25 protein-coding genes are annotated in these 23075 nt (G+C 65.6%); 9 read left to right on the forward strand and 16 right to left on the reverse strand.

What is annotated here, in order from left to right; translation table 11 throughout:
- Positions 1-303, reverse strand: a complete 303-nt coding sequence (gene rpmB / locus H4W01_RS01400; protein ID WP_010406662.1) for a 50S ribosomal protein L28 — start codon at positions 301-303, stop codon at positions 1-3.
- Between the two features lie 176 nt (positions 304-479).
- Between rpmB and H4W01_RS01405 the strand changes: the two genes are divergently transcribed.
- The 3 genes from H4W01_RS01405 (at position 480) to H4W01_RS01415 (ending at position 2687) form a co-directional block, all read left to right on the forward strand.
- A complete protein-coding gene (locus H4W01_RS01405; protein WP_010406664.1) occupies positions 480-767 on the forward strand; it encodes a hypothetical protein in 288 nt (95 codons plus the stop codon).
- 77 nt (positions 768-844) lie between these two features.
- Positions 845-1273: a nucleoside deaminase gene (locus tag H4W01_RS01410; protein ID WP_209613200.1), complete on the forward strand. Its 429-nt coding sequence runs from the start codon at positions 845-847 to the stop codon at positions 1271-1273.
- Between the two features lie 88 nt (positions 1274-1361).
- Positions 1362-2687: a hemolysin family protein gene (locus tag H4W01_RS01415; protein ID WP_209609585.1), complete on the forward strand. Its 1326-nt coding sequence runs from the start codon at positions 1362-1364 to the stop codon at positions 2685-2687.
- A gap of 39 nt (positions 2688-2726) precedes the next feature.
- Here the strand turns inward: H4W01_RS01415 and virB11 are convergent, their stop codons facing one another.
- The 10 genes from virB11 to H4W01_RS01465 form a co-directional block, all read right to left on the reverse strand.
- Positions 2727-3716 (reverse strand): P-type DNA transfer ATPase VirB11, encoded by a 990-nt coding sequence (gene virB11, locus H4W01_RS01420; RefSeq protein WP_209609586.1) that lies wholly within the window; start codon positions 3714-3716, stop codon positions 2727-2729.
- Positions 3713-4843, reverse strand: coding sequence for a TrbI/VirB10 family protein (locus H4W01_RS01425; protein ID WP_209609587.1), 1131 nt, complete (start codon positions 4841-4843; stop codon positions 3713-3715). The genes virB11 and H4W01_RS01425 overlap by 4 nt, the downstream gene beginning before the upstream one ends.
- Positions 4840-5646 (reverse strand): TrbG/VirB9 family P-type conjugative transfer protein, encoded by an 807-nt coding sequence (locus H4W01_RS01430; protein ID WP_209609588.1) that lies wholly within the window; start codon positions 5644-5646, stop codon positions 4840-4842. The genes H4W01_RS01425 and H4W01_RS01430 overlap by 4 nt, the downstream gene beginning before the upstream one ends.
- Entirely contained in the window at positions 5643-6377 is a 735-nt protein-coding gene (locus H4W01_RS01435; protein ID WP_334685408.1) for a virB8 family protein, read from the reverse strand. Before H4W01_RS01435 ends, H4W01_RS01430 begins: the two co-directional genes overlap by 4 nt.
- Before the next feature lie 2 nt (positions 6378-6379).
- Positions 6380-7633: a type IV secretion system protein gene (locus H4W01_RS01440; protein ID WP_209609590.1), complete on the reverse strand. Its 1254-nt coding sequence runs from the start codon at positions 7631-7633 to the stop codon at positions 6380-6382.
- Complete coding sequence (locus H4W01_RS01445) at positions 7609-9981, reverse strand: VirB4 family type IV secretion/conjugal transfer ATPase (RefSeq protein ID WP_209609591.1); 2373 nt, start codon at positions 9979-9981, stop codon at positions 7609-7611. The genes H4W01_RS01440 and H4W01_RS01445 overlap by 25 nt, the downstream gene beginning before the upstream one ends.
- Before the next feature lie 3 nt (positions 9982-9984).
- Positions 9985-10272, reverse strand: coding sequence for a type IV secretion system protein VirB3 (locus H4W01_RS01450; protein WP_209609592.1), 288 nt, complete (start codon positions 10270-10272; stop codon positions 9985-9987).
- Positions 10269-10604, reverse strand: coding sequence for a TrbC/VirB2 family protein (locus H4W01_RS01455; protein WP_209609593.1), 336 nt, complete (start codon positions 10602-10604; stop codon positions 10269-10271). Before H4W01_RS01455 ends, H4W01_RS01450 begins: the two co-directional genes overlap by 4 nt.
- Positions 10601-11218, reverse strand: a complete 618-nt coding sequence (locus H4W01_RS01460; RefSeq protein ID WP_209609594.1) for a lytic transglycosylase domain-containing protein — start codon at positions 11216-11218, stop codon at positions 10601-10603. Before H4W01_RS01460 ends, H4W01_RS01455 begins: the two co-directional genes overlap by 4 nt.
- A gap of 72 nt (positions 11219-11290) precedes the next feature.
- Entirely contained in the window at positions 11291-12118 is an 828-nt protein-coding gene (locus H4W01_RS01465) for a DUF4198 domain-containing protein (protein WP_209609595.1), read from the reverse strand.
- A 203-nt stretch (positions 12119-12321) separates the two neighbouring features.
- On the opposite strand from H4W01_RS01465, the gene H4W01_RS01470 reads away from it, so the two are divergent.
- Both H4W01_RS01470 and H4W01_RS01475 read left to right on the forward strand, forming a co-directional pair.
- Positions 12322-12903, forward strand: coding sequence for a HupE/UreJ family protein (locus H4W01_RS01470; protein WP_209609596.1), 582 nt, complete (start codon positions 12322-12324; stop codon positions 12901-12903).
- Positions 12903-13385 carry a hypothetical protein gene (locus H4W01_RS01475; protein ID WP_209609597.1) on the forward strand — a complete coding sequence of 161 codons (483 nt, stop codon included), beginning with the start codon at positions 12903-12905 and terminating at the stop codon, positions 13383-13385. The genes H4W01_RS01470 and H4W01_RS01475 overlap by 1 nt, the downstream gene beginning before the upstream one ends.
- A 13-nt stretch (positions 13386-13398) precedes the next feature.
- Here the strand turns inward: H4W01_RS01475 and H4W01_RS01480 are convergent, their stop codons facing one another.
- Together H4W01_RS01480 and H4W01_RS01485 are read right to left on the reverse strand one after the other, a co-directional pair.
- Positions 13399-13983 (reverse strand): RNA polymerase sigma factor, encoded by a 585-nt coding sequence (locus tag H4W01_RS01480; protein WP_209609598.1) that lies wholly within the window; start codon positions 13981-13983, stop codon positions 13399-13401.
- 119 nt (positions 13984-14102) lie between these two features.
- Complete coding sequence (locus H4W01_RS01485; protein WP_209609599.1) at positions 14103-14570, reverse strand: cupin domain-containing protein; 468 nt, start codon at positions 14568-14570, stop codon at positions 14103-14105.
- Positions 14571-14795: 225 nt separating this feature from the next.
- Here H4W01_RS01485 and H4W01_RS01490 point away from each other — a divergent pair, with 225 nt between their 5' ends.
- The 3 genes from H4W01_RS01490 to H4W01_RS01500 all read left to right on the forward strand — a co-directional run bounded on the left by H4W01_RS01490 (position 14796) and on the right by H4W01_RS01500 (position 17509).
- Positions 14796-15524 (forward strand): hypothetical protein, encoded by a 729-nt coding sequence (locus H4W01_RS01490; RefSeq protein WP_209609600.1) that lies wholly within the window; start codon positions 14796-14798, stop codon positions 15522-15524.
- A 102-nt stretch (positions 15525-15626) separates the two neighbouring features.
- Entirely contained in the window at positions 15627-17237 is a 1611-nt protein-coding gene (locus H4W01_RS01495; protein ID WP_334685108.1) for a DUF4331 domain-containing protein, read from the forward strand.
- A gap of 26 nt (positions 17238-17263) precedes the next feature.
- Entirely contained in the window at positions 17264-17509 is a 246-nt protein-coding gene (locus H4W01_RS01500; RefSeq protein ID WP_209609601.1) for a hypothetical protein, read from the forward strand.
- A gap of 182 nt (positions 17510-17691) precedes the next feature.
- On the opposite strand, the gene H4W01_RS01505 is transcribed toward H4W01_RS01500, so the two are convergent.
- Positions 17692-19830: a TonB-dependent receptor gene (locus tag H4W01_RS01505; RefSeq protein ID WP_209609602.1), complete on the reverse strand. Its 2139-nt coding sequence runs from the start codon at positions 19828-19830 to the stop codon at positions 17692-17694.
- Between the two features lie 184 nt (positions 19831-20014).
- On the opposite strand from H4W01_RS01505, the gene nikR reads away from it, so the two are divergent.
- Positions 20015-20488 carry a nickel-responsive transcriptional regulator NikR gene (gene nikR / locus H4W01_RS01510; protein WP_010406720.1) on the forward strand — a complete coding sequence of 158 codons (474 nt, stop codon included), beginning with the start codon at positions 20015-20017 and terminating at the stop codon, positions 20486-20488.
- 296 nt (positions 20489-20784) lie between these two features.
- Here the strand turns inward: nikR and H4W01_RS01515 are convergent, their stop codons facing one another.
- Positions 20785-21633, reverse strand: a complete 849-nt coding sequence (locus tag H4W01_RS01515) for an alpha/beta hydrolase (protein WP_209609604.1) — start codon at positions 21631-21633, stop codon at positions 20785-20787.
- Positions 21634-21658: 25 nt separating this feature from the next.
- Positions 21659-23023 (reverse strand): alpha/beta fold hydrolase, encoded by a 1365-nt coding sequence (locus H4W01_RS01520; protein WP_209609605.1) that lies wholly within the window; start codon positions 23021-23023, stop codon positions 21659-21661.
- Between the last annotated feature and the right edge of the window lie 52 nt (positions 23024-23075).

Genomic DNA, 23075 nt, shown 5'->3' on the forward strand with positions numbered 1-23075 from the left:
TTACGCGGCGGCCTGCGGCGCGGCGGTCAGCTTCTTGGCGACATCGCGCTTCAGGCGACGGGCGCGCAGCGACAGCTTGTCGTCGGTCGTCTTGACCAGCCAGTTGTCGAGGCCGCCGACATGCTCGACCGAACGCAGGCCGTGCGCCGAGACACGCAGCTTGACGCTGGTGCCGAGCGCGTCGGAGATCAGCGTGACGTTCTGCAGGTTCGGCAAGAACGTGCGCTTGGTCTTGTTGTTCGCGTGGGAAACGTTGTTACCCACCATCCGGCCCTTGCCGGTCAGTTCGCAGATCCGCGACATCGTAAATTCCTGAATGTCCGTGAGCCCATGAAGAGGCTCGTGAAGGCGGGGCGCATACCGAATGCAGTGCGGTCGGTCAACCGTCCGAGGCGATTCGATGTCGCGATGCAACCATAAGGCCGGACGCCGGTTTGGTTACGGTAACGATTCGATGTTGCGAACACGGGAGAAGATCCATGCGCTTTCTTTTAGCTTTAGTCGGCCTTGCCGCGCTTGTCGTCGTTGCGCTCGTCTCGCTCGGAATGCTCAAGATCGATACCAAGGCGGGCTCGCTGCCCACGCTCAGCGTGAACGGCGGCAAGGCACCCGAAGTCAGCGCCAATATGGCAACGGTCGAACTCGGCACCGAAAACAAGACGATCGAAGTGCCGACGGTCGGCACCACCACCAAGACGATTTCGGTACCGACGCTAAAGGTCAATAAGCCGGTCAGCGCTGACGGTAACGCCGTTACGACGCAATAACCGACCGCCCCTTGCCGCAAGTTGCCGATTCGGCGGCAACACGGCATGGCAGAACGATGTTTCCGCTTCCCCCCCCAATGCGTGCCGCGCTGGCCGCTGCTGCCGATGCGGCGGCGGCGGGGGAGGTTCCGGTCGGCGCAGTGGTGGTGCTCGACGGGCGCATCATCGCGACCGCTGCCAATGCGCCGCGCGCGCTGCATGATCCGACCGCCCATGCCGAAATGCTGGCGATTCGCGCGGCGGCTGCGGCGATCGGGTCGGATCGATTGAGCGATTGTGATGTGTGGGTGACGCTGGAGCCGTGCGCGATGTGTGCAGGTGCCATCGCCCATGCCCGAATCGCGCGCCTTTATTATGGAGCGAGCGACCCGAAGGGTGGGGCGGTGGAGTATGGACCGCGCCTGTTTTCCCAGCCGACGATTCACCATCGGCCCGAGGTGTTTCCGGGAATCGGTGACGGCGAGGCGAACGCGCTGCTGCGCGATTTTTTTAGCCGACTTCGCTGATTTCGTCCGCCTTCGCCAAATAACGGCAAGGCGATAGCCCTCGCGCGGTTGTGAAATGGCGCGATTCGCGCAAAGGAGGGGCTGCGCCATGGCACCGCTCCCCCCCTTTCCCTGGATCGACGTCGCGATCATCTTCGCGTTGATCGTGTTGAATGGCGTTTTCGCCATGTCCGAACTGGCGATCGTCTCGGCCCGCAAGGCGCGGCTGGAGGCGATGGCGCGCACTGGCTATCGGGGTGCGCGCACCGCGCTGACGCTGGCGGCGGATCCGGGCAAGATCCTGTCGACGACGCAGATCGGCATCACCTTGATCGGGATTCTGGCGGGTGCCTATTCGGGCGCGAGTCTCGGCGGCCCGGTTGCGGCGCGGCTGCATTTTCTAGGGTTGAGCGCGGCGACCACCGAAAGCATCGGCTTTGTGATCGTCATCGGCATTACGGCCTATGCTTCGCTGGTCATTGGCGAGCTGGTGCCCAAGCAAATCGCGCTGCGCGCGCCTGAACCGCTGGCGGCCGCGATGGCGGGGCCGGTGCTGGCGCTGGCATGGAGCACCGCGCCCGTGGTGTGGCTGCTCGATTCGTCCTCCGGGCTGCTGTTCCGGCTGATGGGCCTGAAGCGCGAGAGCGAAGAGCATGTCACCGCCGAGGAACTGCATCTGATCGTCGCCGAGGCGAGCAAGTCGGGTGTGATCGAGGAGCATGAGCGTTCGATCATCTCGGGCGTGGTGCGGCTGGCGGATCGGCCGGTGCGCGAGGTGATGACGCCGCGCACCGACATTGAATGGATCGACGCGACGCTCGACGACGCCGGGCTGCGCGCGGCATTGGTCGCCGCCTCGCACAGTCGGCTGCCGGTAACCGAAGGTTCGGTCGATACCGTGATCGGCGTGGTGCAGGCGCGCGACATTGCCGTCGCTTTGTTCAAGGGCGAGCCGCTCGATCTGCGCGCGCTGATGCGGCAGGCACCGATCGTGCTCGACCAGATCGACGCGATGGATGCGCTTGACGCGCTGCGCCAGGCCGAAGTGCCGATGGCGCTGATCCACGACGAATATGGCCATTTCGAAGGCATCGTCACCCCGGCGGACTTGCTCGCCGCGATCGCGGGCGAATTCGCGTCAGATACCGATCCGGATGATGCGCCCTCGGTGGTGACGCGCGACGATGGCTCGCTGCTGGTTGCCGGGCAAATGGCGGTCGACATGCTGGCCGAACGGCTCGGCATCGATTTGCCCGAGGACCGGGATTATGCGACCGTCGCGGGGCTTGCGCTCGCGGTGTTCCGCCATTTGCCGGGCGAAGGCGAAAGCTTCATCGAACAGGGCTGGAAGTTCGAAGTGGTCGATCTCGACGGGCGGCGAATCGACAAATTGCTGGTCAGCCGCGCGCGCACCGCCGGCTATCGGCCGACCTAGCCACCGTCGCCTCGCACTGCGAACCGAGTGCGGCGGACCTTATCGCCGCAACACGATCCGCCCGACTCGCCGCCCGCCTTCGCCGCGCACCAATTGCACCGACACATCGATCACGCTTTCGACATAGCGGACGATCTCGCCGCGACCGAGGCTGGTGCCCGCTTGCATCACCATCAGCGCGATCTGGTCGATTGCGGCGGCGGGGCTGTCGGCGTGGACGGTGGTGATCGAACCGGGATGCCCCGAATTGACCGCGCGCAGGAAGCTGAAGGCTTCGCTGCCGCGCAATTCGCCCAGGATGATGCGGTCGGGGCGCAAGCGGAGCGAGGCCTTGAGCAAATCCTCCGCCTCGACCTGTGCTTCGCCCTGTCCGCCGCGCACCGCGATCAGGCCAATGCTGTTGGGGTGGGTCATCTCCACTTCGGGCGTGTCCTCGATCAGCACCAGCCGTTCGCGCTCGGGCACCGCTTTCAATAGCGCGTTGAGGAAAGTGGTCTTGCCGGTCGAGGTGCCGCCCGAAATCAGGATGTTCTTGCGCGCCCGCACTGCCTGGCGGAGGAAGTCACCGATCTGTCGCGCCTCCAGCAACGCCGCCAAGGCGATGTCCTCGGCGCTTTCGTGCTGGGTATCGCCAATCGCGGTGGCGGCGAAGGCATCGCTCGCCTCGTAATCGGCGAGGGATAGCGCCCGTACCACTTGCCGACGGATCGCCATGACCAGAGCGCCGCGCGTCGCGGGTGGGGCGACGATCTGCACGCGCGCGCCGCCGGGCAGCGTCGCCGACACCAAGGGATGCTCCCGGCTGATGCCTTGATGCGTGATCGCGGCGATCTGGGTGGCGAGGCGCCACAGATTGGATTCGGTCAAATCGGGCGCGGGGTGGCGCGTGCTTTGGCCGTCGAGCGTCTCGACCCAGATTCCGCCGGGTGCGTTGATATAGATGTCGGTGACATCACCGCGCTCCAGCCACGGCGCAAGCGGGCGCAGATAGGCGTCGAGATAGGTGCCGGGCGGCGACAGCGCGTTCATTCCGCCGCCCCGCCGACTGCGGTGAAATCAAGATCGCGCGCCACGAACACGCGCACCGGTGTGCCTTGCGCGACCTTGATCGTCGGCGGGATGGTCTGGGTCGGCAGCAGCGCGGCAGCGAGGCCGGTTGCCTCCTGGCTCGACCCGATCAGGATTTGCGTGTTCGATCCGCGCGACACCGCTGCCACTGCGGCATTGACCACCGACAGCAGCACCGAATTGGTGAAGCGCTGAAAGAAATGGCGGTTGACGCTGCCCGCCAGCCCGGCGCGGCCTAGCGTATCGGCGGCGGGCGAGCCGATCTGGATCGAGGCCCCGTCGGGCCGGATCACTCGCGTCCAGATCACGAAGGCGCGCGACTGCCCCTGCGCGACTGCGCTTTTATACTGGCCAACCAGCCGACTGCCGCGCGGGATCATCACCGCGCTGCCATCGAAACTGCGCACGTCGCGGCTGACCACCGCGCGCGCGAAACCGGGCAAATCCGAATTGAGCGCGGTTTCCAATACCGCGGGTATGATTGCGCCTTGCGGCACCACCGTTGCCAGATTGTGCAGTTGCGAGGCGCGCGCGCGCTCGGGCTCGGCGGACGAGACGCGCTCGGCAAATTGTTCGTCGCCGTCCAGGCGCGCAGCACCGCCGTTCTTGCCGTCTGCGGCTTTGGCGGCATCGGTGGCACCGGCTTTGCCTGGTTCGGTGGCGGGGGCGGGAGGCGCGACCGAGAGATCGACGATCAGCGCGGGCGCTTTCAGCCGCTGCGCCTCGTTCAGCGCTGCCGCCGATGGGCCGATAAAGCCGGGGGGGGCAACCGCCACCGGCGGCAGCGGTGTGGCGATGGGCACGGAAGTGGGCGTAGCCGTCGGCATCGGTACGACGCCATGCGCCGCCGCCTCGACCGCCGCGATCTCCGCAGGCGGGGCGAGTGGGGCGACCAAGTCGGCAGGGCGGCCACTGCGCGTGACGATGCCATCGCTGACGGGTGCCCGCGCGGCGTACAGCAAGGTGAAACACAGCAGCCCAAGCGAAATCGCCCCGGCACCAATCAGCCAGCCACCCCGCTGCGGGCGCGCGGAGGCAACGGCGGGCCGGGGTGGGCCAGCGGCGCTGGGGGAAAGCGGATCGGTCATGGCTTGGCTCGCTCGGCGGATTTGGCGGCTTTTGCGGTTTTGGCGTCGAATGGCGGCGGCGCGTCGGGGCCGGGGTCGGGCTCGCGCCAGCCTTCGTTGATCAGCGTGGTCGTCTCACTGCCGTTGCGCAGCAGGAAGCGCGGCGCGATCTGTTCGACGATGGTATAGCCCTGGCGCACGCCATAATTGACCAGGCTTTCCTCGCCCTTGCCGGTCACGGCGAAGAGGGCCGGGGTGGGGGTCTGTTCGGCCCATTTGAAATAGGTGAAATGGCCGTCGTCGAACACCAGGGTCGGCAGCAGCGACCGCGCGCCGGTATAGCGGTAGCGCGTGTTGCTGCGCACCGGTGGCGGCGGCGCGGCCGGTGCGGCGGCGACTTCGACGGGGGCGGCGGGATAGACGAAGCGCACGACATAGGTGCGTGCGCCGCCATGCGCGGTCTTGCCGCGGCTGGCGTCGAGATCGAAGATATAGCGGCGCTGGTCGGTCACCACCGACATGTTGGTCAAAATGTTGGCGTCGAGCGGCTTCAGGAACAGGATGTTGGCGCGCTTGTTGGGCACCACTTGCCAGGCCAGCGCATCGCCGATCGAGACGTTTTCGATATGCTCATCGGGCGCGAACTCGATCATGACCTGGAAACCGAGCTGCCCGTGCAGCGTGACCAGATGATCGGGATCGTAAGCGATGTTGCGGATGTGCGGATCGACCCAGGCGGGGCGGTCGGGCGCGGTCGTCGCTGCGACGCATGCCGTCCACGTCACCGCCAGCGCGATCAGCCAGGGGGCGGTATTGCACTTCATCGCGTGGGCACCCCGAGCGCGCTGTCGAACTGGACCGGCGTGGGGGCGGTGTCCTCGGCGTCGCGGCGATAATGCGTCACCTGAAAGCCGAGCGGATTGACGAAGCGATCCTCCATCCGCATCGGCGCGCCCGAAAAGCGATAGTCGATCACCGCCGTCCAGCTCCGCCGTTCGCCGCCGGCCGCGCCCTGATCGTGGCGGATCGTGTCGAAGCGCACCGTCGCGCTGCCCGCGCGCGGCATCGTTACGCTCTTCACCGTGGTTGAGACGACGGTGGTCGCGGGATAGCGGGTGAGCGGGCTGTCGGGATTGCCCTTCTGGAACAGGTGGCGATAGGCGGCGCGCGTCGGGCCATCGGACCACAAGGCGGTCTTTTCGTAATTGGCGCGCAGGTCGCTTGCGTCGAAGGTCTCGCGGGCGATGACATATTGGACGATCGCGGCTTGGGCGATGGCGTTGTCCTGCGTGAGCGCTCCGGGGGCAAGGCCTTTGATCGTCTCGGCATAGCCGCTCTGGCGATCGACCAGGATCGTATAGGGCACCACGGTCTTGAGCGGGGCGAGCGCGGCCAGCGCAACCGCCTCCAGCACCGCGATCAGCGCCGCGACGCCCGCCAGCATCAGCGCCCGCCGCCGCGCCGCCTCCGCGCGCGCGATCAGATCGTCGCCCCAGCTATCCGGGCGCTGCTGCAGGATCCGCTTGAACGCGGGTTCGGGGGTGGCTTGGTGCATGGTCAATCGGGCCTTCTCGAGGCGGTGCCGGAAACGGTGCGGGTGGGGGTGATGCGTCGCGCGCCGTCGCCAAGGCGGGTTTGGTCGCGTGGTGGAGTCCAAGGATCGCGGCTGGCGGCGGCGCTGGCCCCGGTGCTGCCGAGGATACGAATGCTGGTCTCGCCGCCTTCGGCGCGGACCAGCCGATCCTCGCGCCGGGCCAGCGCGGCGACGGCGGCACTGGTGCGCGCAGCGGGGGAGGCGAGCGCTTCCACGGCGGGGGTGGACGACGCCGGTGTGCGAAGCGGGGGAGGCGTGGCGGTGGCGGCCTTGCGTTCGGGCAGGCGAAAGCCGCGAAACACGGTCGCCGCGGCGATCAGCAAACCCGTCGCCACCGCCGCGAACACCAGCACCAGCAACAGCACGCTATAGGCGGTGTCGGCGTGTACCGCCCCGGTCGCGCGCTGCTCGGCCATCGCCGCCAGCGACGGCTCGAGTATCTCCAGCATCACCGCCAGCAGAAAGATCGTCGTCATCGGGGCATAGGCAAAGGTGAGTGTCGCGCGCAGCCACCCCTCGAACAGCCCGCGCGTCACATCGAACAGCAACAGCGCGATGAAAATCGGGCCGATCGCCAGCAACACCCCCAGCACCACTTTGGCGGCGAGCAACAGGCCAAGGCTGAAGAATAGCAGCATCGCTGCCGCAGCCTTGAGCGCCAGCACCTTCACCCCGCCGCCGAGCAGCGGCAGCGCTTGCAGTGCGGCGATCTGTGGCACGGCGGCGAGCGGTCCCGTCGGCTTGGCGGGCACGGGCGGGGTGGGCGCGGCGCTCAGGATGTCGAAGGCGCGCTGCAGCCGGTCGAAAATGTCACCGCCGCTTGCGGTCGCCGAATCGAGGTGCAGCATGGCGGTCGCGATCTGCGCAGTGCCGTCGAACAGCACGCGCACCACGATCGCCTGATAGGTATCCCATTGCGTGGCAAAGGACAGGATCGCGGCGAGCTTCACCACCGACAACGTCACGTCGCCAATGCGCAAGCCGCCCCGGCCCAGCATCAATTGATAGCCGATCAGCGCGACATAGAGCGTCATCAGCGTGGTGAGGACGCCCGCGAAGCTGCCCCCGCTCTGGAACAGCCCGTCATAGCCGGTGTGGACCAGCGCACGCACCTGACAATCGGTCCCGCGCAGCAGCGCATGGACCAGATGGACATCGGGCGGGGCGGCGGGGCAGGCGTTCGACATGGCGGTCAGGCCAGCAGCCGTGGCAGCCACTGCGCCGGATCGTCGCCGACCTCGGCGCGGATCGCATCGAGGCGGCGCACGCTGCTTTCGCGGCCCGACAGGATCGTCAGCAAATCGGGCATGCCGCCCAGATTGAGCCGCGCGATCACGCTGTCCTTGCCATGTTTTATCAGGAAACAGCGCGCCGTGTCGGGCAGCGTGCGGATCAGGTCGAATTCATGCGCGGTCAAGCCAAAGCCGTCGCAATAATCGACCGCCTGCGCCTTTGGGTTGACCATGAAGATTTGCGTCGCGGCCTGTTCGATGATCGCGCTGGAAATCTGGCTGGCCAGCGCGTCCGACGCGCTTTGGGTGCAGAAGCCGACGATGCCGTTGCGTTTGCGGATCGTCTTTTCCCAATCCTTGATGCGCAGCACGAACGCGGGATCGTCGAGCGCCTTCCAGCCTTCATCGATCACGATGATGCTCGGCGTGCCGTCCAGCCGCTGTTCGACACGGTGGAACAGATACATCATCACCGGCGTGCGCGCGGCAGGATCATCGAGGATTTGTGTCATGTCGAAGCCGAGCGTCGCCACGTCGAGATCGAGCGCGTCTTCCTCATTGTCGAACAGCCACGCATAATCGCCCTTGCCGCACCACGCCGCCAGGCGCGCGGCGAGATCGAGCGTGGTCGGGCGTCCGCGCCCGCGGAACAGCTCGACGAAATAGCGCAGCCGCCGGAGCGCGCGCGGCTGGCTGAAATTGGCGTCGACCGCATCGGCGATGCGCGCCAGGTCCTCCGCGTCGAGCGCGGGGCCAGTGCCCGATACGAGCTTCGCCACCCAGTCGCACAGAAAGCGCCGGTTGGCGGGCTCGTCCTCCAGCAGCAGCGGGTTGAGCCGGGTCGGCTGGCCGGGGCGCAGCAGATCATAACGCCCACCAATCGCGCGCAGGAAGATTTCCGCGCCGCGATCCTTGTCGAAATAGATCGTGCGCGGCGACAGCTTTTGCGCCTGGGCGAGCAGGAAGCCCATCACCACGGTCTTGCCCGCGCCCGATGGGCCAATCACGGTGAAATTGCCGAGATCGCCCTTGTGGAAATTGAAATAATAGGGCCCAGCCGATGTCGTCTCCAACACCGTGATCGCCGGCCCCCAATGGTTGCCCTGCGCCGAGCCGGACGGGAAGCAATGGCCGCTGGCCAGGCTGGCGAAATTGCCGCTCGACACCAAGGCGCGCCGCGCGATGAATTTGAAATTGCCGGGGAACTGCGCCCAGTACGCCGCTTCGAGATTGACGTCCTCGCGCACCGCGATCACGCCCAGTTCGCTAAAGGCGGTCTGCACATCGGCGGCGGCGAAATTGAGCGCGTCGAGCGTGTCGGCCTTGACCATCACGGTCAGGTGATGCTCGCCAAAGCCCGATCGGCCCGCCGCGACATCGTCCTTGGCCGATGCCAGCTCGTAACGCTGGCTCAGCGCCTCATCATCGGCGGCCTTCATCCGGCGCAAAGCGAGGTTCATGCGATCAAGCGTTGCCTGGCGATCGACAAAGGCGAAGCTCTCGCTCAGCACCATTTCGGCGGGAAGCCGCAGCAAATCGTCGAACATGCCGGGCACGGTTTGCGCCGGATAATCCTTGATCGACACCATCGCGGCGAAGCGACGCGGCGCATCGCCAGTGGCCGCGAGTTCGAGGGCGTCGGCCCCGAAGCTGATCCGGCGATCGGGCAGATACTGGCCGAAATCGCCGCCCGGCTCCATCACCCGGCGCAAATCCCCGCCATAGAGCAATGCGAGAAATTCGAGCGGCTCCGAACAGCGTCCGGCGGGCCCGGCATAGCTGGTGAGCAAGCGCGCGCCATAGGGTTCGAGCGAGGCGAGCAGAATGTCGCGTGCGGCGTTGAGCGCGACCAGATCGCGCATCCGTCGCGCGTTGCTTTCCGCGCGCCCGCTCCCGCGGAACAGATTCTGCAGCACCCCGATCCGCCCCGGCAGCGGACGCCGCACCAGCGTGAGGAACAGGTCGTTGACGTAGAGTTTGCGGCTGGACAGCTTGGTACGCCACGCGGCGTCGAGCGACTGGCTGAAGGGATCGGCAAAGGTTCCTTCGAACAGCGGCTGCACTTCGCGGCGGACGACATGATGATAGAGCGCAAAGCGCGCATCGGCGATGCCGCGCAGCATCGTGTCGCGCAGCGTCTTGCGGTAATTCAGCTCCTCCGAATCCGCCGTTTCGAACGGAAAGCCGGTCAGCCGGATGACTTGCATCATCCGCCCATCGCGCAGCTCGATCGTCGCATCGTCGAGCGCGCGGGCATACGGCAAATATGTGCCCGCCGAGCGTTCACGCGCGAAGCTCGGGGCCTGTTCGGCTGGGGAAGTGCGCGCCAGCATCGCTCAGGGACAGTAAGAGTTGCAGCGCCAATAGGCGTGGTTGCGCCCGCGCGGACATTGCGCGAGCTTGGTCATCCACAAATCGAAGAAGCGCGGCTCGCGCAGGCACGCGAGATATCCGCCCAGATGGATGACGAGCGACAGCAGCAGCACCAGAAACGATTTGGTGAGGAGAAACGCCTCCATCGTGATGACGGCGTTGAGCACGAAGAAGCTGTAGGTGACGCCCGCGAACATTTGCGGGCGGGTCAGCGCGCCGAACACCGGATCGCGGGCGAGCGGCGTGTTCACAGCCCCGGCCCGGTCGCGGCGGATTTGATCCCGGCGACGATCGCGGCGGCCCCGAACACGATGAAACAGCCAAGGATGACGGTTGCGCCGCGCCGCCAGTCGATGCGGCCGGTGAGCATCCCCAGCCCGGTCGCGCCGACCGCGATCACCGCCAGCGAGGTCGCCACCGCGCCGAGCAGGGTGCCCTGCACCCAATCGACCGCCGAGACGATCACGCCCGACCCCGACGGATCGAGCGAGGCCGATTGGGCGTGCGCCATCGTGTTCCACAGCAGGCCAAGGCCCGCCGCTGCGGACCGCGCAAGAATAGGAGTACGCCGAAGCGATATCATCGATCATTCCTCTGCTTGAACTTGGGGGCGACGCCCTCGACCGTGCTGCCGAGCCGCCCGAGCACCGCCCCGACATACTCGCGCGTTTCGCGATACGGCGGCACGCCGCGCCAGCGATCGACCGCGCCGGGACCGGCATTATAAGCGGCGAGGCTGAGCACGAGATCGCCGCGATAGCGCCGCATCAACCGCGCGAGATACAGCGCGCCGCCCTGATAATTCTGTTCCGAATCATACGGATCAACCCCCAGTGCGCGGGCGGTGGCGGGCATCAACTGCATCTCGCCAATCGCACCCGCGCGCGACACCACGCCCGCACGAAAGCGCGATTCCTGCCACGCCACGGCTTCGATCAACGCGGGGCTGACCCCGGTTGCCAGCCCGGCGCGCGCGGCGGCTTGCGCGGTCGGGTTGATGGCGACGCGGCGCTCTCGCACCGGAGCTGGCGGCACGATGGCGCGGCTGCCCTCGGCGGTGAATTGCGTCGGCCCGGTATAGACGTTGGTCTGCCCGTCGTTGCCGATTTCGATCACTTGCGCCGCTACGGGCACAGCGAGGCCAAGCACGGTCGTTGCCGCCGCTCTTATGCTCCACACGCCGATCCGCGCCATCATCTCGCGATCCTTCGATGCGGGGCGATTGCATCGCCGACCGCGGTTGACAGCGCCCGGATGCCAGCCGCCGCCTTACGGCGCGCGGCGCGACATTGGGGGCCGGGGATAGCCGAAGGTCAGGCTCGAAAACGTCGTTTCGAAATCCGCTTTGGGATTGCCCTTGATCGGCTTTGTCCAGATTACGTTGAGCTGCCAGTTTCCGATGCGCGGCACGCGAAATAAAGCGCGCCCGGTGGCGTCGCTCACATGCGTGGCGAGCGGGCGTTCGTCGAAATCGAGATTGTTGAGCTTGACCGTGCCGCCCACCAGCGGCTTGCCCTCGAAGAACACGCGCACCGGCAAATCGGCACCTGGCGGCAAGGTGTAGGGATCACGCTCCAGCACGAGTTCCAGGCTGAGGCCGATGCGCCGGGTCGCCACGTCGGTTGCGGGGGCGTTGCCGACCTGGATCAACGCCTTCGCGCGGCGTGAATAGAGCTCGCGTCCGGGAGAATCGGTCATGCCGGTGCGTTGGCGCAGCGCAAGTGCAGGGGTGAGCCCCTCCACTTTCAGATAATCGGTGAAGCGGATGCCGGGGAGCTCGCTCGCGGTGGCGTTGGTCGCTAGTGCGTACATATACTCGCCCGGCTGCGCGAAATGGAGCGTGGTGTCGGTCGTGGCGGACCCCAGCTTCAACTCGGGTCGCCGATCGCTGTGCCCGTCGGGGCCATAGCGGTCGAACCGGGTGATGCGGTTCGCCTCGATCAGCGATTTCGAACGATAGCTGCCATGACCGACCAGGATCGACATGCTGGTGGTGCCGCCGGGCGCGATCCAGAAGGCGTTGGGCTGGATCCAGAAATCATGCGCCAGCGCCAGGCCAGGCAGCGCCAAAACCGCCACTGCGCTTAAGCGCCACATGGTGCCGCGGCGCGGTTTTATCCGGCGCGAAGGCATCGATTTGGCGCACTGGCCCGTAAGCCTGGCACATTCCCGGGCGACAAGGTTTGCAAATGACACGGTCTCGAAATCTCCCAAGCGATGCTGGCTTTACGGAGCAGGAGCGGATTTCGGTGCAGGGACGGGCAAACAATCCGCGCGCGCCGAGGTGGGGGTCGCCGCTTGTGCCACTGGCCTGCGCGCTCACCCTGGCGAGTGTGCTCGCCGCGCCCGCCAGCGCGCATACCGGCACCGGCCTCGCCGGGGGGTTCGTTTCGGGGATGCTCCATCCGCTCAGCGGAATGGATCACTTGCTGGCGATGGTGTCGGTCGGTTTGTGGGGCGCGATCCTGGGGCGACCGTTGCTGGTGGCGTTGCCGGTGATCTTCCCTGCGATGATGGCGGGCGGGGCGATCCTTGGCATGGTCGGTGCGCCGGTGCCGCCGGTCGAACTCGGCATCGCGCTGTCGGTGCTGATGCTGGGCGTGGCGATTGCGTTCGGCCTGCGCCCGCCGGTGTGGCTGGCGTGCGTGATGGTGGGCGTGTTCGCGCTGTTCCACGGCTATGCGCATGGCCGCGAATTGCCGTCCGCTGCCGATCCGATCGGCTATAGCGCGGGCTTCGTGCTCAGCACCGGGCTGCTGCATATCGCCGGTATCGCGATCGGGACAGTGAACGATACGCCGCGCGGCGCGCTGTTCGTCAAAGGGCTGGGCACGGGGATCGGCGTGACTGGGCTGTACTTTCTGGCCAAGGTTTTGCTGTGATGCGCGACGGTTTGCTTCCCTCGGCGATGCTGTGCGTCGCGCTGGCGCTGGCGCTGGGGTTTGTGCCGACCCGCATCTGGGGGGGCGCTGTCGCGGCCTTGTTGTTCGGATGCGCCGCCGCCTTGCTGCCGCCGATCACGCCCGATCATGCGGATGTGATTTTCCTGGGGTGCTGGGTCAGCACCGTCGTGCTGGCGGCTTGCGTCCATCTGCCGCACGGCATGAACCGCGCCACCGCAGTGGCGCTGGGCCTTAACGCAGGCGTGTGGGCCTGTCTGGTGGCGCGCGTCGGCGGGGGCGCGGCAAACCTGCTGGTCGCGCTCCCGCTTGTGCTGCTGTGCGTGCCGGCGCGCTGGCTGGTGCTGAGCGGGCGCGGGATTGCGCTGAAAGTCGCGGCAAGCTGGCTGCTGGCGATCGGGGTTATGGAGATGGTGCTGATGCTGACACCGACGCCGGGCTACAAGCCTGATCATATGGAGTGAGTGTGGCTTGGCGTCAGGAGGGCAGCGCCACCGCCTGATCGAAAAACACCCGCAATTGCTGGACCCCGCGCCGCATTCTCGCTTTGGCGGTGCCGACGGGGACGCAAAGCACCGTAGCCAGTTCCTCATGCGTATAGCCATAGACCAAGGCGAGCGTCAGAACCTCGCGTTGCTTGTCGGCCAGTTTCGAAAAGCCGCTGAACATGTCGAGCCGCTCGATCACCGGGTCGGCCAGCGAGGCGATGTGATCGACATGGTCGGCAATGTCCTCCAACTGTGTGCGGTTGCGGCGGACATGGTCGATCGCGGCATTGCGCGCGATGCGCGAGATCCACGCCATCGCCGGGCCTTTGGAAGGATCGAACTGCTTGGCCTGCGACCAGACGCGCACGAAGGTGTCCTGCGTCACGTCTTCCGCGATCACGGTCTGGCCGACGATGCGCAGCGCAATGTTGAACAGGCGGCGGTTGATCGCCTCATAAAGCGCGCGAAAGGCGCGGGTGTCACCGGCGGCGGTGGCGCTGAGCAAGCGCGAGAGGGCAAGGTCGAACCTGTCGATCGCAGCGGTTTGTTCCGCCGTTTCTAGTGCACTCGACATGATACCCCCACCCGTCCCAAAATCGTGTCGGGCTGCTTGAAGGCACCGACATCCCCAATACGGGCGGGCCATCCGAAAGGATGCGGGGCGGGTGGGGCCGGTTCGCGTAACCCCGCAGATTACAGGTCGAACGGGTCGCCGGGCGTGTCTTCGTCAAGCGGGGCCAGCGGGCCACGAATGTAGAGGAGCGCACCGTCGCGACTGGTCAGCGTACCGTGATCATGCCCGGTAAAGGCGATATGCAAATCGCCCTCGCGCGCGATGTCGCCATCAACCTCGATTTCGCCCGACAGGACCAGACACTCTTCTACGGAGGTGTGCGGATGCGGTGGCACCTCGGCACCGGGTTCCAGCTTCAGATAATAGGATTCCCAACCCGCATTGGCATCGACATAGAGCTGGCGCTTCAGCACCTTGGGGCCAATGCTCAGCCACACGGCCGAGTCCTTGGTAATCGTCAAGCGCGGGCGCGCCGCCACCAAGGCGGCAATACGCGCCTCGATTTGCTGCCAGCGCGCATCGCCATCCGAATCGACCGATGCCGATGGATCCGATCGGCCGCTTTCGGGCTCTGCGTCTTCAACCATCGTCATATCGAACCGGTGCCCTTCACCCACTATTCCTCAGCTCTTACGCAGCATTTCCCAATTGCGATGCGCTACCATAGCGATGGCGCATGATCCACAATCCGGCGCGCCTCCGTGCCGAAGCTCGGGGATCGCGGTTCCACCTGCCAACGGCGCATCCATTTGATCGATCGCTTCGTAAACGCATCATGGTCTCATTCGGTTCAGCAAAGTGACGCGACGGGCATGTGGCGATCAACCGTGTCGTGGCCTGAGCCGCCGCTCCTGCGCCGTCGCCTCGCGGCGATCGGCCTGTCGCTATGTGTTGCCGCGCTTGAACTGATCCTGGCATTTTGGGGGTTTTCCTTCGGGGTCCCGGTACACGGCTCTCAATCCCATGGCGCGAACGGCATCTCGGCACCGCTCTCGGTCTTTAATCTTCAGGCGGTCGCGTCCACCCGTCCTGCCCAACGCGCGGCAAAGGCGACACCACTCCCAATACCCAAACCGAAACTGGCAAAGCCCGCACCTCAGGCGGCCGGGCCTGCCGCGATCGATCCTGATCTCCTCGAGAGTCACGAAGCGGATGAAGCGAGCCTCGCCGCGTTCGAGCCGCTATCGGGGCAGCACGGGGCGGAAGCGCCCTGTAGCCTGGCGCAGGATCTCGTGCGCGACCTCCAAGCCAACCCGCTGGCGCAACGCGCGCTAGAACGCATCCCGGCAAGATCGACTGCGATCGCGGGCGCGTTGCTGCTGTGGGACGGTCGCTGGATCATCGCGGAGACCGATCCCGGCGCGGTGATGTTGCGCGCGATCGTGCTGCGCGAAGTGCTGGCCGCCAAGCCGGACTGTCGCGCCGCCGTGAACATCGGCCCGCACTTTCTGTTCGTGAGCAGCGGCAGCAGCGGCAAAACCACCACGATCGTGATCGGATCGGGCCAGTGGCGCTGGGGCGATCTGACGACCAGCCCATAATTTTTGGCACAATATTTTCGGCGGGGTGATCCGGATTTTGCGCGGCTGCGTAACGAAGGTGCGGTCCCAATCGGGGATCGATCCATATCCCCGGAGATAGCAGTGAAACCACGCACACGTACATTCGTCGGGCTCATGTTGGCGACCACGGTCCTGGTGACCGATGCCGCCGCCAGCTTTGCCTCCAGCCACCGGGAAGCCCCCGGCATCACCAAGTCGCCGAAGACCGATTCGACCGACCTCTACATGTTCCGCAGCTACGAACCCGGTCGCGACCAGTATGTCACGCTGATCGCAAACTATCAGCCGCTGCAGGATCCGGGCGGCGGCCCCAACTATTTCACAATGGACCCCGATGCCGTCTATGAAATTCACATCGATAACGTTGGCGATGCCAAGGAGCATCTGACCTATCAGTTCAAGTTCAGCAACACGCTGCAAAATGGCGGCCTGATGCTCAACATCGGCGGCACCAACGTGGCGACCGCGCTGCGCCAGAGCGGCCCGGTGACCAAGGTCACTGACCCGAACACCGCCGAAATCGAATCCTACACCGTCACGCTGATCACCGGCGATCGCCACACCGGCACGCGCGCCGCGATCACCAATGCCGCCGGTGGCGGCACGACCTTCACCAAGCCGCTCGACAACACCGGCGTGAAGACGTTTCCGGACTATAACAGCTACGCTAAGCAATTCATCTATAACGTGAATATCCCCGGTTGCGGCATGCCAGGTCGCGTGTTCGTCGGGCAACGCGCCGAAGCCTTCGCGGTCAATCTTGGCGGCGTGTTCGATATGGTCAACTTCGTGCCGATCGAGGGCGATTCGGCACCGGGCGCTGGCGACAAGGGCGGTTTCCCGCTCGGCATCACCCAGAACCGCGCGAATGACGAACTGGTCGGCAAGAAGAACGTCACCAGCATCGCGATGGAAGTCCCGATCAGCTGCCTGACGGCACAAGGCGGCAATGGCGTGATTGGCGCTTGGCAGACGGCAAGCCTGCCGCAGGCCCGTTTGGTCGATCCGAAGGCAAGCTATGCCGCACCGACGCTGTCGGGTGGTGCCTATACCCAGGTCTCGCGTCTCGCCAACCCGCTCGTGAACGAACTCGTCATCGGCCTGCCCGACAAGGACAAGTTCAACGCGTCGGACCCCAAGGATGACGCGCAGTTCGCCACCTATGTCACCAACCCGACCTATCCCGAAGTGCTCAACCAGCTCTTCCTCGCGCCGGTAAACCAATTGGCCAAGGCGAACTTCAAGACGCTCGCCCCGACCAACTTCCCGCGTGCCGATCTTGTCGCCACCTTCCTCACCGGCTTCAAGAATTTGAACCAGCTCGGCACGGTCACGGCGTCGGAAATGATGCGCCTGAACACCAACGTACCGGTCACGCCACAGGCAAAGCAAGCCAATCTCGGCGTCGCGGCGGGCGATCTGGCCGGTTACCCGAACGGTCGTCGTCCGGGCGATGACACGGTCGATATCACGCTGCGCGTTGCAATGGGCGCGCTGTGCTACCCCGTGCCGATCGGCGCGAACGGGGCTCCGACGGATCTCGGCCTGTGCAAGCCAGCCGATGCTTCGACCGGTCAGGTTCCTTACACTGATGGCGCGCCGATCAGCGCCAATGATGTGCAGGGATCCTTCCCGTATCTGAACGCCCCGCTGCCCGGCACGCCGCTCTCCGCGCACCGGGTTGGACAGTGACCGCCGTCTCCGAAAGGAATGGAAGCATGAGAAAAATCACGCTCATCGTGTCGGTCTCCGGCCTGGCGCTCGGCCTGGCTGGCTGCTCGGGGTCCTACACCGCCCCGACGCCAACCCCCACGCCGACGCCGAGTCCGGCGTTCCAGGAGCAGTTCGGAACCGGGTTCAACAGCGCCTTCCAGGCGTCGCCCAACGCGACCCCGGCGGCGGTTAAGCCCGGCGACGTCATCCCGGTCGATCCGGCGGCGACGCCACAGACCCTGCCGAAATGACCGGTTGGGCCGGGCCTTTGTGACCCGGCCCGATTGTTCAGGGCGAAAAGGCCGTTGCGGTGTTACCGCAGCGGCCGTTTTGTTTCTCTTCGGTTCGCCCTGAGCCTGTCGAAGCCCCGCATCCCGCTCTGGCAATCTTATGCGGGGCCGGCCCTTCGATAGGCTGAGGGCGAACGGCGAAGCTAAAAGCCATAGCGCAGGCTGACGCGCACCTGGCGCGGTTCGACCGGATGCAGGTGATAATCGTCGACGCCGCCGCTTGGTTCGCCCTGTAGGCGCGAGGTGTAGAAATAGGTGATGTCGGCGTCCTTCGCGTCGAACACATTCAGGACATCGACGCCAAGTTTCAACCGACCCAGCGTGTAATAGCCGCCGAAATTGACCAGCGTGGTCGGTTGCGACCGCGCGCTGCCGTCTTCGATCAGCGGCGCGCTGCCAAAGTGGCGCAACCGCACCGATCCGGTGATTCCGTGCCCGAAATCGACCGCCGCGCCACCGGCAAGGACGTTGCTGACCGAATTGGGGATGTGGTCCTGCCCGGCTGCGACAGTGTGGAAGCGGGCATGGGTGAACGCCGCCGATCCGTCGAGCGCGAGCCACGATGTCGGCCGCCAGAACAATGTGGCCTCGGTACCGTAGCGACGGGTCGCGTCATTGGGTTCGGTTGTCCCGTCATCGCCGGAAAACACCAGTTCGGAACCAAGCGTCAGATAATAGCCGACGATCGATGCGGTGAAGCGCTGATATTCCACCCGCGCGCCGAGTTCCCCGCCGCGCGCCTTCACCAGCACCGGCAGGCGGTCGGCGGGTGCGCCGCTCTTCGGGTCGACCGTGATCGCGGCACCGCGCACGTCATTGGAGTGAAAGCTCTCGCCATAATTGGCGTAAAGTTCGAGATGATCAGTCGCGCGCCAGGCCAGCGCGGCCTTGGGGCCCAGGATGGTATCGGATCCGCGCCCGGAATTGGCGGCCTGCGTTTGCGCGTGCACATCATAGCCGTAAAGGTCGCCGCGCAACCCGAGGACGAGCCGCAGACGCGGAGTCAGCGCAGCGGTCGCCTCGCCATAGAAGGCAGCGCTATATTCCTCCACCTGGTCCTGGCGCACGGTGCCGATCGGGACGCCCTTGACGGTGTGATACAGGCCGATCTTGCCGATATGATCGTAGCGCGTGTCGCCACCGATGACGAACGTCACGGGCAACCCGGCGATCGTGGCAGGCATGGTGTGGCGGATCGAACCGCCGAAAACCCCGCGCTGGTCGCGCTGCTGAAACTCGTCGCCATTGACGGGATCGTCGAGGAAATAGGTGAAATTGGAGGTCAGGCGGAAGCGGTAATAGAGACCGAAGAGCGAGACCTCGGTTTCGCCGAAATGACCGTTGCCGGTCAGCCCGATCCGCGTCGTCTCGCCGCCAAGAAAGGGGTCGATATTGCCAAAGCGGCTGATCAAGCCGCTGTCGATCGCGCGGAGCGGCACCTGGTCGGTGGAGTTCCAGGTCGCGTGATAGGCGGTCAAGCCAAGGCTCAACCCGTCGCGCGTATATTTGGCAAGCGCGTTCACCTTGCGCAGCCGTTCGTTCAACACCCACGGCCCATCGGACACCGTGCCATCGAGCCCGAGCAACAGATCGCCGCCCGCCACCCCGGTACTGCCCGCCGCCAGCGCCCGATAATAGCCGAAACTCCCAGCGGTGACTTGCGCGATCGGCTGGGCGAGGTGGCTGGCGGTGGTGAATTTGACGGTGCCTGCGGCCGAAAAATCCCCGACATCGGCAAAATAGGGGCCTTTGCGATAATCGATCCGTTCGACCAGTTCAGGGATGAGGAAATTGAGATCGAGATAGCCCTGGCCGTGCCCATGCGTGCGCATGTTGATCGGCACGCCATCGACAAACCCTGCGAAATCGGTGCCGTGATCGAGGTTAAAGCCGCGCAGGAAATATTGATTGGCCTTGCCCGTGCCCGAATGCTGGGTCGCGATCACGCCCGGCACATTCTCGACCAACTCGCCGACGCGCGAGAGCGGTTTGTCCGCGAAATCCTTATAGCCGACAACACCCTGCGATCCCGACGTGGCAATGCCGATCTGGGCGATGGCGCGACCGTAGACGATGATGTCGTCGGGGTGCTGCGCGTCGGTCGGCGCGGGAAAATCCGGGGCTTGCGGCATCTCTTGCGCAGCGGCGGGGTTCGCGGCGAGCGATTCCGCGATCAGCAAGGTGGCGGCCCCGCACAGCAGTGCACGCCAGTGTCGCGATCGCCCGGGGCCACGGTGCCGCGCGGCGTTGATCGCGCTTGCGGACGGGGTCTTTCGTGGCACGGGCGTTTCCCTTTCGTATGCAGTTTTTTCAAAAAGTTCACACGTGAAAGGGTACGTTGCGGGCCGTCGATTTGGGTGCCTCCGCGCGCAAAGAAATTTGGTGGATCGGCACTGGATAAAAATATCGCCCGGCCTCCCACTGCGATATGTGCGGTCAGCAGGAGAACAGGAGCCGTCCCCAACGATGCAACGCGTGACCGTTTCGCTGGATCTCAGGATTGCGCCGCTGTTCGATGCGATGCTCAAGGAGCAGGGGTACCAAACGCGATCGGAGGCGGTTCGCGATCTGGTGCGTGAGGCCGTGGAGACGCATCATCGCAACTCGACGACGGAGGGGGAGTGCGTCGCGAACCTTGCCTATGTCTACAGCCACAGCACGCGCTTGCTCGCGCAACGGTTGCTCGACATCAAGCATCAGCATCATGATCTCATCGTCTCATCGACGCAGATCATTCTGGATCATACCAGCTTGTTCGAGACGGTTATTTTGAAAGGGCCGACGCTTGCCGTGCGGGCGCTGGCGGATTTGATCCGCGCGGAACGGGGCGTGCGCTTTGGCTCGGTCAATGTGGTGGCGGTCGAACCCAATGGCGATCACCACACCGAAGGCGCGCACCACCACGCCAGCAAAAGCCATTTGTCGCCCCTGCACGGCTGAGCCGAGCGGCGGTGCGCATAAAATGAGCGGCGCGCCGATGGTCGGCGCGCCGCTCGGCCGTCTTCGTCAGAAGGCGTAGCTTACCGTGACCCGGTACGACCGCCCGAAGATCGGGCGCACGTCGGGCAGCGTGGCCCCTGGCCCGGCGAGGAAGCGCGGGTTGCCGTGAAGATCGATGTTCATGGGTTTTTCCTTTGATGGGATAAAACAGGGAGGCCCGCAGTGCCGTCAGGCGGGTGTCAGGATCGCAAGCGAGACGGCGCGGCGGCGGTGGATCTTGACGCTGCCATTCGTGCTCAGGCGGACGCGCGTTGCGCAATCCAGTTGCCGATATCGTTGGTCACACGGTCCCGGTCGAGGTCGTTGAGCAAATCGTGATAGTGTCCCTCGTACAGCTTGAGCGTCTTGTCGCTTGCGCTGGCCGCATCGAAGAATTCCCGACTGCCTTCGACGTCTGCTGCCTTGTCCGCGTCCCCGTGCAGGATGAGGACGGGAAGGGCGACGCGGTCGAAGGTTGCGCGCAACCGATCCGCCGCGCGCGCCAGCGCCGCGACAGTCTGCACCGGCTGCACCTCGTCGCGCACCAGCGGATCGTGCTCAAGCTGTTCGATCCATGCAGGATCGCGCGAAAAGTCCGCGATTTTTAAACGCAGGACGTGCGCGTGCGGCACGACGTGGCTGGCGCCCCGCAGCAGCGTCAACGCGAAATCCGGCGCGAACACCCGGTACGCAAAGCTCTCGCAGATCAATCCGGCGATGCGATCCTGACCGCCGAGCACGTAGCTCAGCGCGATCACCCCGCCGGCGCTGTGTCCGAGGAGGTACACCGGCAGATCGGGTGCCTGTGCGCGGGCAAAGTCGATCGCGTGCGATAGGTCGGACACATAGTCGTCGAACGAGTCGACATAGAAGCGCTCGCCCTCGGAACGCCCGCGACCGCGCAGGTCAGGTGCCGTGACGGCGAGGCCACGCTGCGCGAACACCTCGGCGGCGCGCGCATAGTGCCCGCTATGCGCGTTGAAGCCGTGGCAGATCACGAACGATGCGGCGGCGGTGCCGATCGCGGGCCAGTGCCGGACGAATAAGCGTCCGGCAGCCCCCTCGACCCAATGGTCCTGCATCGCGCTCGAAGAGAATTGTGGCATTTTCTGTCTCCTGAACAGCGGTGGATCAGCGCGGTGCCGGTTCGGCCACGAAGACGGTGTCGCTCGGACCGGTGCCGGTGATGCGGACGACCGCCGACTCGTCGCGGGTGGCGGCGAAGTGCGGCACTTTGCCGGGCTCGGTATAGAAGCCGCCGCTCCCGAGCGCGCGGATCGGCGCGTTCGATGCATCAGTACCGTAGCCGAAATACCATGTTCCCGAGACGACGGTCGCGACGCGATCATCGCGGTGCGTGTGCGGCGCGATTGTGGTGTGCGCCGGCACGCGGATCTCCAGCGTGTAAGGGCCTGGCTTGGCGGGATCGCCGGAGAGCAGCACGGTGCGGATACCGGCCATGCCGGACGTGCCGGCACCGGCCCCCGCAGTCGGCAGGCGATCGGTCTGCTCGCCCGAGAGCGCAGTGGGCGCAAACCGCACGCGCGTCGTGATGACGGGCGTGTCGAGATAGCTGCGGATCGCCCGAACGGTTGCTTCGGGCTGTTCCTCCATCAGCCAGTGCCCGGCATCGGCAATCACGCGCTCCTGCACATCGACGGCACCTGCGCGACTGACCACTGCCATGGTCGACCCGAACGACTTTTCGCCGCCGATCGCCAGCACGGGCAGCGTCAGCTTGCCGTGCGCCGCGATCCAGGCGCGGTTGTCGATCGCGTCCTGCTCGAATGCGGCAAATTGCGCGAAACCCGCATGCATCCGCCCCGGCCCTGCATACAGCGCTGCATAATGCGCACGCGCGGCTTCGGAAAAACGTGCCGGCTTGGCGGAAAAGTCGTTCCAGAAGCGGTCGAGATAAATCCGCTCGCGGCCTGCGACGAGCCGCTCCATGTCCGGGCCACCGAAGCGGAAATGCCACAGCAGCGGGTTCTTGAGGATTTCCTCCCACGGGCCAATGCCGGGCACCGGCGCATCCATGAGCACGAGCTTCGTCACACGGTCGGGATGCCGCGCGGCAAGCGCATAACCGACCATGTTGCCGATATCGTGCGCCACGACATCGGCACGCGCGGCACCCAGCACGTCCATCACGCCGACGATATCATTTGCCTCGTTCGCCTTTTCGAACCCGGTGTCGGCCCGCGCGGACAGGCCCATGCCGCGCAGGTCGGGCACGATCACCGTGTGATCGCGGGCGAGATCGGTGGCGAGCGGCACCCACATGTCGCCGGTGTCGCCATAGCCGTGCAGCAGCACGACCGCCGGTCCCGAACCACCAATGCGGACATGCAGGGTGGTGCCGTTGGTCGCGATGTCCTGCTCGCGGAAGGTTGTGGGGAAATGCGGGCCGCTCTGCGCGAGCGCGGTGCTGCTCGCGAGGCTGATCAGGGATGCCGCGGCAAAGGCGAGGCGGCGAGGGGTGCAGTGCGTCGTCATCGTCTGTCTCCTCAAAGGGGCTCGATGCGCCCAAGCAAAGAGTAGACAGAAT

The sequence above is a fragment of the Sphingomonas sp. PL20 genome (genome assembly GCF_017875905.1).
Lineage (GTDB): Bacteria > Pseudomonadota > Alphaproteobacteria > Sphingomonadales > Sphingomonadaceae > Sphingomonas > Sphingomonas echinoides.